Below are 14,947 nucleotides of genomic sequence, written 5' to 3' on the forward strand. Positions count from 1 at the left end.
CCCCATGTCACTCCCCCCACATCACTCCCCCCCGTGTCACTTTCTGTCAAAAAAGAACCCTTACTCATCAACAGCACCCCACGACAACCAACGCAAAGAAAAAAATAAACACCTGAATTTTTGCTTTAGATCACCCCTATAGAGATAAAAATGTACAAGAATTTAAAGATTTCATTGCAAAAGGACATCACAAAATACAATGATAAGAATAATAGGGATGAGAGTAATCAAAAGAATATCCAAAGCCATCTCAACAGCAGATATAGAGTGCTCTACCGGTTAGACAATAAAAAAAGCCGCACCACTAAGTGGTGCGGCTTATGAATAGAGATATAATTAAAATAACATACAAAAGAAATCAATATAAATACTTATACACAAAATGTATAGTATTGCAAGTTTTTTAATTATATTTATAAAACTTATCCAAAGATAAGTATAAAAAATGAACGATGAAAACACTTTTCATAAGATTATTCATTTGAATGAAAAAAGTTTTCTGTCTCTCTTATAGCTTTAAATATATGAAAAATAACGTTTTTTATTGAGCGATGTCATTTACCGTAAAGCGCACTTTAAAACCAAAATGTATCTAATAAATCAAACGCTTTGTTGATTTTTCTGAAAAAACTCCACGCGTAAACATACTTTTTAAGTACAAAGAATTGATTTATAAGGATCGTTTGTTTTTTATATTCAATGGATATCCGAAATCGTAAGATTCTCTCATTTTCAAATCTGTTCCATATCGCTTCAACCAAAACTCTCTCTCTTCCTTATAAGAAAAGACAAAACGATACGCATTTTTTCTTATCAATATTTTTCTCTACCTTAATGCTTTTGAAAATTAAAATTATTTTTATGGAACTTTTAACAGCTAAAATTGGCATTTTAGCTTTAAATGGAATGTAAAAACAGCAAGTTTTTTATAGATTTAAAAGCAAGGCACGTTCTATTCACAAAATTATTCAAATTGTTGCAAGAACTTTTTTTGCAAACTTCTTTGCCATTGGTTTTTACTTGAAGAAGGCTTCTTTTTTTGTAGACTCCAAAACCTTGCTATACTTATATGCCTTCATTTTTTCAAAAACATCGTGATAAACTTACCTGCAACAACGCTTCTCTTTATTAAAGAGATCGTTTCTATCAATTTTTGACATCTTTAAAAACATCTCAACAGCAGAACAATTCCACGCCTCAGCGAAAATATAAATAAAGTTTATCTTATCTATAGCTTCAAAAGCATGCCTCTTGTTATGATCACTTTTTTCTATTTTTTCTTTTGCACAAGAGAAGAACCATCTCTAAAAGACTTAAACTTAATGTTTTGACCAGCACTACTGAATATTTCAGGTTTCTTCGTTGATGTAAGTCCATAAATAAAAGAGCTGTAGTTTATTTTTGGTGTATCGGATATCGTAAATTGAGAAACAAAACTGCTCCTATCCATAGATGCTTCTATATCAATGGCAGCTGCATTCGCCTTAATATCGGTTATTCCACCACTCACAAGAGTATTCATATTGCTTTGATCCTCTTGTTTCACATTTTGTTTTTGTTTGCCATTGGCAAGATCAAGCGTATTTAACTTTTTTTCTAAAGCGTCCATACGTTTTGAAATTTTTGTTATATCTTCATATGCTTTCTTCAACAATGCGTTCAAAGGCGCATGTCCCATTCTTCCGCTGGCATAAAGAACCACACGAATACATTCAGGATCATCAATATCAGCAATAGAAAATGGAAAAAGTGCCATTACATCCCCCTTTTTAAACAGCCCCATAGAGCCATTTGAATATCTTTTCCCTTGTAGAGCTCTTTCATTAAGCAACCGCATTAAAGGCTTTTGAAAAAAATTTCCTCATTGAAAATTTTTACAAGATATTTTTTCAGATTATAGTCTGTTTTTCACCTAAAATGGCGATTTTACCCCCGCCCTACAAAAAATGTATAATAACATTGCATGCTTTGTCGACTTCTCCCAACAGGACAAAGGAAACCTCAGCGATCTTTAAAACCCCACAACTTTTGAACAATGCCCACTGCTAAACAATAGTCTGTAAACAATCTGGCTTCTTGGTCTAGAAAATTCCACTGAAAGGACTCCCCCTTTCAAAGGCTCGATTCACCAAAGCTCAAAGGAGAGATTTCATGAAGCTTTACAAGCAAACCCTCGATATTCACCCCACACATTAAAAAACACCCCCATGCATAAAGTTTTAACCACTCCTCAAACAATGGTATTTTACGACACAACGGGATCAATGATTATCTGATAGATTTTTTTAATCTCACGCTCATCCTGTTTTAAGAAATTGCCTGACAAATACAAAATGCCATTTGCCAAAGAATAGCTCAAAGACGCAACCACGCATTACAACACATCACCAACCTGCTCTGACAAACAGAGCATCCATTTTGAAAAAAGAGACAGCTCCATTCCTTCCATTTAAACTCTTTAACAATATTAAACATATTCGTTGACTGCCTTCCCAACATCTCAAAGAACAAAGATTTGCCCCCACAACAGTTTGTAAACACCCCAACAGCTCTAAAAGGACTTTATCTGCTGAACATTGATGGATTTCACTTGCCATAAAACTCTATGAACTATAAGCCCTACGAGAAAATTTTGCTCTAAAGATTGGCTCATGTATTCAATACGTCGTGGATCAACAAGCTATCTGACGGGATATCATCACCTTCAATGACAATATTTGAACAATGATCTTTTACGGCATAGATGGCATAAGAGAATAAAATGATCCCTTAAGCTTTTTATCATCGCCCATCAAAGCTCTAAACCCAGCCGCCTTAACAATGTTATCACGACACCAACAAGAAATAAGGAGAGATTAGATAAAATCTTTGTTTCCTCAGTAACAAATTCTCTGAATAAAGAACGATTTTCTTCTTTCTTTTACCCCCTCCACTCAATGATCACTGTCTCAATTGTCTAAAGAACAAGCGACAAACGTAATCTTTAAAGCTGCGCAAAAAGTAAAGCCATAAAGAGGATTCATTTTTTTTCAGGAAGGCCTCTAGGCTTTCAGCATAATATATTCAATAAGACTTTTTTTCATAACTAACATTTTTGCAAGCATTTTATCTTTCTCTCACACAGCTTTTGTTCTCAGGCTTTGACGGCATAAACCACGGCCATATTGACGGGGCGTGTTTCATCCCCCCCTGTTTTTTGCAACAAGACCTTATGTTCATGCTCTCCCGCAGAATCTGTCAACATATTTGTATTGAAGACCATAGCTATATGTCTTTTACGATCACTACTCTCTATATCCATAACGAGATTGTCAATCATTGGCAAACTATGCTGGTGTTTCCCTGTCGAATCTGTTTTTCCTTCATGGGTATGGGCTTTAAAAGACTCTTCTTGTCGACTTCCCAAGAGGCGTCCTTTATCAATGCCTTTTCCACTATCGACCCCCCGTAAAAACATTCCCCGCAAATCGGGAACATTAAATGTTGTTTGCCCATCTCCTTTTCCCCATGTTTCCCCCAGCACAGCAAAAAGATTAGCATAGTTCTTTCGTGAATATTCTTTACCATCACAAAGTAGCCACCCAGGGGGTATTTTTTCGCTAGCAAAAGTCCCAATAAATCCGGATGAAAAAGATTCAGGTAAAGGAGGAAAGGGCGGAATTTCTGGAGGTTTTATGGTAGGATTGGTTAAAAACCAGCCATCAGCATTTTTCCCAGCAATATCATGCGTATAAACGAGTTCATAAAGCCCCCCCTTTTGAATTTCCCCCCCTTTTAAAGGCATAACCCCCTCTGGCGTTGCCATATAAGTTGGTCTTGGAGGCAACTGATTTAAAGAAACATCTGTTATCCCGCTATTGACGCCTTGAGCTTTAAAGCGCACAACAATGCCATCCATATAGGCCTCAAAAAAAGACTTTGTTGCCAAACGAAGGGATGTTCTCTTATTCTCCCCATCAACCGTAAACTGTGTTTCAATCACGCCCCCATTATCCAACAAATATTCTTTGATACGTTGCATCATAGCGCGCGCACTATCATTGACTGAACTTGGCGGTTGCCCTTCAGCCCAGTTTATACTCTCATCGACATAAGCATTTTCTGATGCGATGAGTGACCAATCATAAATCGAACTCATAGAAGACACTCTTTTTGCAAAAAGGAAAAACGCGCAAAGAACGAAGAAAAGAAAGCGACAATTTTATTTTGTGAAGTCGGAATTTTCTTCATTTTTAAGCCTATTTTGTCGTAATCAACATGCAGTAATTTTGTCTTTGCATTGACAAAAACGGCTTCAGGCTTCACACGCAACACGTCTTGCGCCAGAACACCCTGATAACGTTGTGGATTTCCTTTATAATTAAAGCTATAAAGGGGATATCCTTTTTTCTCTCCCACAGGGATAATATTTTCTTTTGCTCTCACATCGCAAAGCCCTAGAATTCCTCCGACCAATCCCAGCACTTGCTGCGCATCACGCAAGGGATCTTTTGTTACAGAAGGTATTGTTGTAGATTTTCCTGAAGTTGTCCCGTAATTTCCCGCAGCCTGTGTTCCAACCTGTAACAAGCGTTCCAATCGGTTCCAATCTTGATTATCTTGTTCTGACCATTTTTGGCGCTCAGCATCTAAGACATTTTGACGGTTTATATCTTGAATCATTCCCCCTTTCAGGGCATTTCCTTGCACATTACTCTGTCCTTGATAATATGCATTTGCCGCATTAACCTGATCATGCTGAGAGCGATCAATCATCTGATTTGCGTTCATCATATTGTTAATATCTTGATTATATTGCTGTGCTGCAGCATTTGTTGCCAAAGCGCCTAACTCATCAGCAAGCACGCCGGTATGCGCCCCCGAACCATAACGTCCTGCCCCAGACATCGATTGATTAATCGCATCAGAAGTTTTATTCAAAGCATTTTGCAATGCAGCATTAAACTTACTATTGCTTCCAATCCAATTTCCCTTGGCCATACTGGAAAGATTTGCAGCACTATTAGTTGGTGCATTTAACCACTGGGTTACCACAGGATTGTTGTAGAGCCCTGCGGCTTGTTGTAGACCGGTCAGTGCATTTTTTGTCATATCGCTAAGACCAGCAACACGCTCTCCCTGATAAACGTTTCCGCCAATTCCTTTATTATAAAGTCCAAGCGCATCAGAACTAGCTTGTTTCAGAATATCCGCCGCCCACGCGGGTGGCGCATTTGTTTGTGTTGTCGTCTGTACTTGAGGTGTTTTTTTTCTACTCATGGACCCAGAACCTTTCTATATTGTATAAGATTACGAGAATATCCGTGATGCGCGAGCCTTTTCGCCCATCCAGCTCTTCCAAACATATGTATTTCTTCAGCCTTGATTGTTCGCGCCCATTTTTCGACCTCATCAATCAATTTGACCAATTTCAGCCCTCCCTCTCCTGCAAGATCTGAGAGAACGACACATTTTTTCCCCGTATGGGCACTTTCAACTTTGGTTATTGCAAAAGCACTAAATTGGATTTTATTTTTTAAGACCAGCCACAATTGTGCTTGTCCTGTCGCGATTTCTTCGGCAATTTTTTCCAGACACACATCATCAGGAAAACGCTGAGCATATTTTTTAAATGCCCCATTGAGCGCCTCTTGATAAGGTGCTATTTTTTCCCACGACCATTGCTCTGTCAAATGAGCAGAATACAACTCTTGACGCTCTTGCATCATGATTTTGGTGCTCTTCACTTTTTCACACACACCCTACCCCCTAGCAGACTTCACACATTTCATGGCTAGCACACACTTCTCAAAAGAAAAAAGAAACCGAAAAGCCACCATCATCATCCCCCCATTATCTCCACATTATCTCCCCTTGGGCATCCCCTTGTCACAAGATAAGAGAGCAGATTTTTTTATAAAAACCATAATACCAACTATTTTTCCATAGCATAAGAAAGCATCAGCCCCGCCTTATTCCTTTGAGAATAAGGACAAAGCTATCGCAGGCATTGTCTGGTTATCACGACTTGGCTATCGCATGGTTTCTTTATTATAAAGGCTCGGCTATCGCATATATCTTTTAATTATTATGGCTTGGCTATCGCATATATCTTTTAATTATTATGGCATGCTATCGCATGCCGGCCGGCATCAATTCCACATCAAATCCAGTGACATGAGACCAGTTCACTCCTTTAGGAATGCGCAATTTAAAGCGATAAAACCGCGCCCTTGCGCGACAATGAATTTGTCCGGTATTATAAGAAGGCTGTTTTTCTGGCAACCAAACCGTTTCCTCTTCAAGAGATTGTCGAAAGCGCATGCCCACAGACAAATAAAACTTTCCACTATTGACTTGAGGCATGATATTTTTCACCCGTGTTATCACGCCATTTGTCTGCCCCATTTCTTGTGAAGTGACCACACAAGCCATAGGAGAACCAGAAAACGAACCAAGTCTTCCCTGTTGATCAAAGGCTCCCAGAATAGGTGATTCATTTTTCCAAGCTTTACTGTCGAGAGAAAAGGACAAATCATCAATATTTTGAGCGACAAAATCAAGACCCTCTAGGGTTGTTCCCGTCAAGAAAATGGGTAAGATCATTTTGATATCCACGAGAGCTTTTGTCCATTTTTGCAATCCCCAATCATAAATAAGCAAGATACGTTTCTGGAGACTCTCATCCGTATCCACCATCCAATAAACACGATTATACACGCCATCAATCGCCGCAGACATGGTATACAGATTACTCTGCCTTGATTTAGCAGTCATGGTTCGATCAACTTTTTCAAAGCCAATGGGTATAATCTGTCCGTCATTGGTTATTTGATAAAAACCGCCCTCATCAGCAAAAAACGCTAAGTCTCCGCGACAAACAATCGATTCAGCATTTTTTGCCCCTCGTTTATCGTGGATTTTTTGGAAACTAAAAATAATTTTAGAGCCAGGGATAAAAGAACCAGCATAGATTGCAGAACGCATAAAGATAATTGGATTTGTTGTTTCGGTCGCCCCTTGCACAAAACCGCCATCAGGAAAATCTTGATAATCACAGCTTTTTTTTCCTACGGTCCAAAATTCTGCATCATTAAGTCCCGACCAATGAACCCGTCTTGGATGCTCGGTTAATTTCATCAAACAGACAAAATCTCCCCAGATGCGAACAATTCCTGCTTGTGGTGGATTTCCCCCTAAATTTCTAAATGTTTTATCACGAATAATATCGATCACTTGTGGTTTATCATTGGCATTAACCGCAATGATAAAATCACCAAACAAAGCAAAAGACCACGGCGCATCGACATTCGCCAGATAAGATTTTCCTTTTTGGCTAATATCTTTCCACTTCATGGTTGTATTATCCAGCAAGAAAATTTTTTCTCTTGTCCCAACAATAATAGAAACCCCATTTTTTGTTTTAACCGCAAGAGCGCCTAAAATGGGCTCTGGACATGGCTCTGACAAAGGTTCAAAACTTGGCATAGGGATATAAGAGCCATCAGCCGGAAGGACATTAACCAGTTCATCGGTAAAAATTCCATTGATATCCGCCACATCAGGTCGATAATCAGCGATTGGGAAAAAAGCCATCAAGACCCCCATAAAATATTTGAAAGAGCCCAGCGCCAAAACACCAAGGCTTGCTCATAAAAACCACAAAAGCCCTTAAAATTTTAAGAGCACAAAATTCCACAAATACACAACCTAAAGTTGTTACGCGCCTCGAGAAAAAGGGGACCACACATCATGGCAAGCCCACCGCCTTCCACCAACGCCCAAGCAAAATCCATCATCCACACTCTTTAAAATGCCAGCTGCACAACTTCCCCCATCCTTTAAATACCGACCTCGCCACTGCCAACACGCTTCAATGCCATCAAGAAAACCCCAAGCATTGCGCCCCCCCCAGAAGATGCCCCCATAAGATATCTGAAAAGCCTAGCACCATTCCAAAAACACCAAAGCTGATTGATGAGCCCCCCCTAAAACAAAACTTTAAAGGCATAAAATCCCATCAAGTCACAACTCAAAGTTGATACATTCAAAAAAATATCGACATCCACTGCCCCCAGCAGCGGCTTTTTCCTCAAAACCTGCCCCTTCAATGCCACTGTGAAGCTTAGCACCAATCGAGACACCAACACTCATTCAATTCCCAAAGCGCATCGAGGTATAAGCACGACTCTCGTCTTTAATAGCAATCTTCAGCCATAAGGGATTAGAAAAAACCTTTTAAAAACTCATAGGGCGAATTTTTGAGGAGCCTTTTCGACGGGATGTTTCAATACGCAAAGCTTGAAGCTGTTCTTGAAAATCTCTAAAAGAAACGGCGGCATATTCAGGATCTTTAAGGATATTTTTATAAAGTTCATATTTTGCTCGTGCTTTAATGAGATCAAAAGCATAAATCAACCAAGGATTATTGTCCTCTTTGAGCTGTTCATCGCTAACATAAACAGGAGCATAAGAAAGTTGTACATCTTCGACATTTTCTGGTGTTGGAAAGAGTCCTATTTTTTGATCAAGACACGTATAAAAGAATGGTGTTCCTAGCTCAGGATGCAGACCATATTGTTGATGCAACACTTCAACGGGCTTAAAGAACAACTTTGTTGGTGTTGCATTTTTTGTTGCTAAAAAGACGTCTTCTAGAGTTTTTTCTGATTCAATAAAAACGCCTTCTTCTCGTCCATACCATGTTTTTTCACTTTGTGTTTTGAACGTGCTTTTTCGCCTTTCATTAAAGAAAAAGGGTTCGCGTTCACACAAGCGCAAAGCCGTAACAATGGAATCTTGAATTTGCAAAGAATATTCAGCTGTTGTATCGTCAATTTCATCTTGAATAAGCGCGACCATAGAGGCAAAATTTTGTGAGCGGTCTAACTGTATAAGATCGCACTTGTTAGGATCACTGGATAAAGCGGTCATAAGCCTGTCCTTTTTCTGGAAGCATTTTAAATTTTTCCCCCAACAAGAAGAATCTGTTGGGGGAAGTGAGCAAGCATTTGCTTTAAGCAGGTGCCCCATAAGTTGGAATAACGATTGTGCCAAAATCCTGAGCCCCTTGCGAACTTCCTGGCAAGGTAAAGCACGTTTTTTTCATTCCAATAATGGTTTTTGCCGCAACACCGAATTCTCTTTCATAATCGAAGAGCTCTTCCACCAATTTATAGCGTGTTGCGCCTCGATCTTTCCCAAAAGCGATCACGGCACTTTGCGCGCCAAGAAGAACAGCACGACGCACATTGGGAACAGCTTTATTTGCTGTTCCAGACTCGACCCCTTCGGTAATATGTTCGGCTTCGCGTAAAACGACACCATTATACATGCCCAAAGATCCATCATAGAGCGGATTTTTGATACGGCTTCCACTATAGATTGCCTTAGTAATATCGAGCCATTGTCCCGCATCTGTATTGGTTCGCAATTGCGTCACTTGGGTTGGATGAAGATAAAGCACATAAACATTTTCCCCATCGATCCGCACAGGTCTAATTTTAGGATTTGCCAATTTAGCCCGTTCCACAGCTTTATCGATCAGTTTAAGATCAAAAACATCGTTTTCTTTTAAATCTTCATCTTTTGTTTTATCGTGAGGACGCACAACACGTTTATTGGTTGGAGCCGTTGGAGCATTAAACCCATAATGAACGGGTTTAAGTGTAATGGAGCGCCCTTCAAAGTTAATCGATTTTGCGGTATATCCGCAAACTTGAATGAAGAACATCATACTGAGACGATCCGCATACCAATCAACCAAACCATTTTTGGCTTCCGTACGCAAATCATGAAGAATGCGTTGCTGATCAATGGTGCCCTCATTTTTGACACGCACCGCATGAACGAGTTCATTAATGGCCAAGCGATCATTGAGAAACTGTAAAGCCTCTTCATTGCCTTCCAATGTTTGCCCTTCACTCACCCCATCACCGAGCAACTGGACACGCAAATTAAAGCTAATGGCATCGCCACTTGCTTTTGTGGTTTCATCCTTTAATTGGACGATACTGTTTGAATCATTTCCAATCAACGGTGCAATCGGGATTGCTTTTGAAACTTCTTGGTTTAAGAGTTTAGACCATGTGCGCACTGCCATTGGGTCATTGAGTCCGATATAAGTTACAGTCATTTTATCCTCGAAAAGTTTATTGACATAAAAAAAACCCAGCAAAGCGCTGGGCACTCAAAACACCACATTTCATTTCAAATGGTGAATAGGTTGTTGTCGTGTATTTTGTTTCTGTTAGCCTCTCGCCTCCCACCGATAAGAGCTCTCCTCAGCACATCTGTGCTTTTTAGAAATCCCCTCTCTTCCCCCTCCACCTACACGCTCTCACGTGTTCTGCAAAAAACATCCCGCACATTCCCGCACCAGAACCCCTCTCACGTGTTCCGCAAAAGACACCTGTCACATTCTTGTTGTTAAAATTCTCTGCCACCCATTAAACGATTAAAAGCCGCTTTATTTTTAGGATCAGCAACCCAAGCGCTAAATTCCGCTTCTGACATTTTATCCAGCATATCCAAAGAAATCGGCCCATTTGGCGTCAAGCCGTTATAAGCCGCAAGAGTACGGGCAGAATTATGCCTTTCCTGTAAATTTTCACCCATGGTATTGAGAATATTTGTGTAACCAATTTTTTGTGCAATCGTGTAAATGACTTCAGCCGGATTTTGATTTTTTTGCGCACAATCGCGCAAGATCTGCTTCAACTCCTCACCAATCCTTGCATCAATATTTTGGGGATCAGCCATTTCGGGATAGAGCGAAGCATAAGCTGCCAACTGTTTAGCCCGCGTTTCATAAATAAAATCAGCTGCTTGATCAAAATCATGATGCTTTTGTTTAACACTTGCAACCGACTGCTGATAGAATGCCTGCAACTGTTCTGCTTCACGAACAGGGGAAGGTTGTTGTTTTTCATGTAAGAGCCCTTGTTTTTGGAGTGTTTTTCCCAACCATTGCATATAGCCCATAAAGTCCTTTTGCGGATCTGGCGGGCCATTCTCCCCCCCTTGCTCCCCTTTCTTTTCTTCTTGCGAAGATGTCTGTTGTTGATGCCTTTGCCCTTGGAAATTTTCTTCCAAAGTTTTTGCTTCTTGTCCAATTTCACCCTCTTCTCCCTCTTGTGTTGAGGCAAGAAAATCTTGTTTCAAATGGTTTTGTTCTGCTGGGGTTAAATGTTCTTGATCCATAACGTTAGCCTTTTCTTTTTTTAAACAATCAAATTAAATTTTTCAGATAAAACAGTTTATGCGCATTGATCCCCCAATGTCCTGCCATTCCTTGGGCTCTAGCATATGACACCATGTTCCCTCTCACATGATGGCAAGCACCATCTCTTAATCTGCCCCCAAAACACTCTACCTCCAAAATACCCGCCCCCAAAACACCATGGTCCAACAAAACACTCTTCTAAGCTAAAGAGAAAAGACATTGCTCTCTATAAGCATAAGCAACATTGTGTCATGGAAATTATAGAGATAATCACCCACCCATTGATAAAGATCATCCAAGATCGCAGATTATAAAGCACTTTTATAAAGCACTTTATTGTTGAGCCTTTAGGGTCTGTAACATCTGCATGATCTGCTCTGCTCCTGTATGATCCCCCATTGGTACTGCAGCATTTTGCTCTTCTTGAAGAGCGTTTTGCGCCTTTAGCGCAATTTTATGAATAAGAGAGGCCGGTAAAGGCGAATAGCGTAAGAGATCGAGCATAATCTCTGGTGTTGCAAAATTTTGCATCAAAGGAAGCAATTGCATGATCAATGCAAAAGTACGCTCTTTTTCATTCAGACTTGTTGGTGCATCATCCACGACAATATCATATTCCAAACTTGTTACCATTTCGCGTGTCAAAGGAACATACTGCGCATTTTCATCCCCAGCAATACGAACCAACCGCCCATCGGACAGATAGTTTTGAATAAGATAGAGAATAATTTTCCCCTGTCGCTGCCGATATCGACGCAAACCATCAAAAAAGGAAGCCAACAGATTAAGAGATGATTGGCGCCGTTGTTGTTCAAGAATACCGGGCTGATTAACCGCTCGAGTGCCAACAAATTCAGAAGACAAGCCCGTCACCTGCTCGAGAGCACTCTTTGCTTCATTAAACAATTGGAAAAACCCTTGCGGAAATTGCGCCACCGGTTTAGGCTGGATTCTTCCACCAGACACAGCCCCACTTTTCAACCAAGTAATGCTATCGGCTCTCGCCCAACTCTCAAGAGCTTGTCGATCATCATCAAAAGCATCACGTTCAGCCATAATCCCGCCTTTTGATTGGCTATTGAGCAAATGCATCACTTGACTAAAATATTTGTTTGCCCACCGTTGTGGATCTTTTGTAGGGCGCACAAGCCCGTAGAATTGCCGGCTTAACTTATCAAAAGTACCGGTAATACATTCCCATCCCAATTGCCCCGCGGGAACCAAAGGCTTATCGGGTGTTTCAAGCAACTTTCTGCCTAAAAATGCCCGTTTGACAATCTTTCTCATCAACCGTGTTGCTTGAATATCGGGAAAGGCTTTCCTTAAACTTTGGAAATCCTGCTCTGAATAATCAATAAACTTTCCACTTTGCGGCTCAAGCACTTTATAAACCACCTCACGTTCAAACCAGCGACATTCAGCCAATGTCACCATTTTAGGGCGTTGATCGCTTGTTTGCTCTTCCCCTTCTTCTTGATATCCCCCTTCTTGTTGATAAGGCTGTATCCCATTGTTTGTTGGATGTAAAAAACTCTGATGTTTCACCCAATCGGCATTCAGATCGCTCCAATGAACATGGGGAAACATTTGTTGCGCCACTGCCAAAGGCTTTTCATCAATGTACCATAAGCGTTGTGCATCAATGAGATTAGACTTAACAGCACTCGCATCCCAGACCATTTTCATAGGATCAAGCCGCGCAATAATGGGTTTTCCTTGTGGATCTTCTTCATAATCAAGGCGGGTATCTGTCCAGCCCATTCCACAAATGACCGCATCTTGAAAAGCATCGGAATCTTCATATTCCCCATCCGCTTCATCGCGAAACCATTCGGCTGCCCCTGTTAGAATCTGGTTTGCAAAGGCTGCCCCTTCTTGTCGTGGAATAAATTGGACTTGTCTTTTATTATTGCGCTCAGCCCCAATGACGGCATTAATCAAAGGTGCAATACGGTTAAAAGTCATAACCGGTCTGTTTTGTTCGTTCAAGACAGCCAAGTCTTGCTCATTCCATTGCCGCCCATTATAAAAATCGTAGTCTTCTTGGGCATTTTTTCGCCATTTTTCCACATGCGCAATATCATCCTGATACCAGCCTACGAGTTTTTTAAAGAGTGCTTGATGTTCAAGCGTTTCGGTTTGATCAAAAGAAGAAAAAGAAGAATCTGTAAGTATATTCATTAAAAAGCCATCCATGAAGTTTGAGAATGGTGAGAAGAGCGATAGGTATTTTTTTTAGGTCGGGCATGGGGCTGTTCATAAGCCACACACATCAGCCCAAAGGCATCGGCCCCATGGCTTGCCCAATCATGTTCCGCGCCAAGACCAATATTGCGCTGTTCATCACGCTTTTCATGATACCAAGCGAGTGCTTTTCTCCCCGCACCTGTTGTGTCACGATTAAACCATAGAGCAGGAAACAAACGCCTTACGGCTTCGATCCGCATTTTTACAGCGCCCGTTCCCTGATTAGGAATGATTTTGGTTTGAAAACCCGCCTGTTGAAGTGCACTTTCAAAACTGACATTATAGACACGATCTTTTGTTGCCCCATCATGGGGCAAGACCATGAGCGCCTTTTCATATCCCTTTTGAAAGACCCACCCCACATGCTCAGAAAGCGGTTGCCCTTGGGCTTCATAATAATCGAGTACGCGAATTTCCCGCCCCACAAATTGCGCGACCCACAAGGCGGTCGCATCGGCCTTAGCTCCGGTTCCCCCGATATCCCAAAAGATTTTAATTTGGATCAAAGGATCACGTGGAACGGTGGTAATCCGCCCTTCCATTTCGGCTTCAAGCAGACATTTCTGATAATAAGCCCCTTGCACAGCTTGGAGATATCCCCCTTCCCAAATATGGTTATACTGCTCTGGTCTTTGCTGCAAATCGTCCATTCGATCCCGATTAAGTTTTTCGGGAAATTTGGGATTATCGCGCCAATTAATTTCCGCCCCTTTGATATTGGGATTATCTACATTTCGGAAACGTTTTTCCACGGGGGCATTTTCATGGCATGGGTTCCAAGTAACCCATAATTCTGCATTCCAATCTTTTCCCTCTTCGCGCAAAGTTGGAATAAGCGTTTGCCAAGCGGTCTCGGTTACCGGCTCTGCCTCATCCACCCAACAGAGGAAAACACGCCCCATTGATTTAATACTAGCGATATTTCGATCCAGCCCAGCGAAAACATAGACAATCCGTCCATCTTTTGATTTAATATATTTATCACCGATTTCATAATAATCTTGTAGAAACGAATAAGACTCGATAGCGCGTTTAATTTCTTCCAAAGAACTCTCATTGAGAGAATTTTGAAACTGTCGCGCACAAAGGATAATACCGCGTTCTCCGGCCATTCCATGGCGATATCCCACCACAGCTGACATCAAAGCAAAAGACCGTGTTTTTCCAGAGCCCCGTCCTCCCCAAGCAGCGCGCACATCGGCTTTTCCCGTAAAGACAGGAATAAGCTTTGGAATAAGAGCCACTTGAGCCGTTTTCTGCCCGATTTTTTGAGAAATTTTCTGAACAATTGTCATGATCAATTTTAATTACTTTAGAAACAATTAAGCGTCACATCTTTGATGATGCCAAGTCTCATGATCCTAGGATAATTTAACGAAAAAGCGTTCTTTTCAAAAGCACTGCTTTATCTTCTCTTCATCCTGCTACTCAACGCCTTCTCCTTTTTTGCATGAGCTCCCCCCTGAGAGAGCTCCTTGACAGATCCCCCCCCTGAGC

The 14,947-nt window shown here is 40.9% G+C and carries 11 protein-coding genes; all 11 read right to left on the reverse strand.

The window, feature by feature from the left end; all coding sequences use genetic code 11:
• Positions 1-1,270: 1,270 nt before the first annotated feature.
• The gene (locus tag CER18_RS08830) at positions 1,271-1,756 is read right to left on the reverse strand and encodes a hypothetical protein (protein WP_100129636.1); all 486 of its coding nucleotides are present in this window, start codon (positions 1,754-1,756) and stop codon (positions 1,271-1,273) included.
• A 1,377-nt stretch (positions 1,757-3,133) separates the two neighbouring features.
• The gene (locus CER18_RS08840) at positions 3,134-4,138 is read right to left on the reverse strand and encodes a phage tail protein (RefSeq protein WP_100129630.1); all 1,005 of its coding nucleotides are present in this window, start codon (positions 4,136-4,138) and stop codon (positions 3,134-3,136) included.
• Positions 4,135-5,259 (reverse strand): tail fiber domain-containing protein, encoded by a 1,125-nt coding sequence (locus CER18_RS08845; protein WP_100129631.1) that lies wholly within the window; start codon positions 5,257-5,259, stop codon positions 4,135-4,137. Before CER18_RS08845 ends, CER18_RS08840 begins: the two co-directional genes overlap by 4 nt.
• On the reverse strand, positions 5,256-5,708 hold the full coding sequence (locus CER18_RS08850) for a hypothetical protein (RefSeq protein WP_100129637.1): 453 nt from the start codon (positions 5,706-5,708) through the stop codon (positions 5,256-5,258). The genes CER18_RS08845 and CER18_RS08850 overlap by 4 nt, the downstream gene beginning before the upstream one ends.
• Before the next feature lie 403 nt (positions 5,709-6,111).
• Complete coding sequence (locus CER18_RS08855; protein ID WP_100129632.1) at positions 6,112-7,575, reverse strand: hypothetical protein; 1,464 nt, start codon at positions 7,573-7,575, stop codon at positions 6,112-6,114.
• A 429-nt stretch (positions 7,576-8,004) separates the two neighbouring features.
• Positions 8,005-8,133, reverse strand: coding sequence for a hypothetical protein (locus tag CER18_RS10755; RefSeq protein WP_280951586.1), 129 nt, complete (start codon positions 8,131-8,133; stop codon positions 8,005-8,007).
• An 84-nt stretch (positions 8,134-8,217) separates the two neighbouring features.
• Complete coding sequence (locus CER18_RS08860; RefSeq protein WP_100129638.1) at positions 8,218-8,913, reverse strand: hypothetical protein; 696 nt, start codon at positions 8,911-8,913, stop codon at positions 8,218-8,220.
• A gap of 82 nt (positions 8,914-8,995) precedes the next feature.
• Positions 8,996-10,114 (reverse strand): N4-gp56 family major capsid protein, encoded by a 1,119-nt coding sequence (locus CER18_RS08865; RefSeq protein WP_100129639.1) that lies wholly within the window; start codon positions 10,112-10,114, stop codon positions 8,996-8,998.
• Between the two features lie 293 nt (positions 10,115-10,407).
• The gene (locus CER18_RS08870) at positions 10,408-11,181 is read right to left on the reverse strand and encodes a hypothetical protein (RefSeq protein ID WP_100129633.1); all 774 of its coding nucleotides are present in this window, start codon (positions 11,179-11,181) and stop codon (positions 10,408-10,410) included.
• A 355-nt stretch (positions 11,182-11,536) separates the two neighbouring features.
• Entirely contained in the window at positions 11,537-13,399 is a 1,863-nt protein-coding gene (locus CER18_RS08880) for a portal protein (protein ID WP_432417138.1), read from the reverse strand.
• On the reverse strand, positions 13,384-14,745 hold the full coding sequence (locus CER18_RS08885; RefSeq protein WP_100129635.1) for a PBSX family phage terminase large subunit: 1,362 nt from the start codon (positions 14,743-14,745) through the stop codon (positions 13,384-13,386). The genes CER18_RS08880 and CER18_RS08885 overlap by 16 nt, the downstream gene beginning before the upstream one ends.
• Positions 14,746-14,947: the final 202 nt, after the last annotated feature.

The organism is Bartonella tribocorum, assembly GCF_002777915.1.
GTDB classification, from domain to species: Bacteria; Pseudomonadota; Alphaproteobacteria; order Rhizobiales; family Rhizobiaceae; genus Bartonella; species Bartonella tribocorum_A.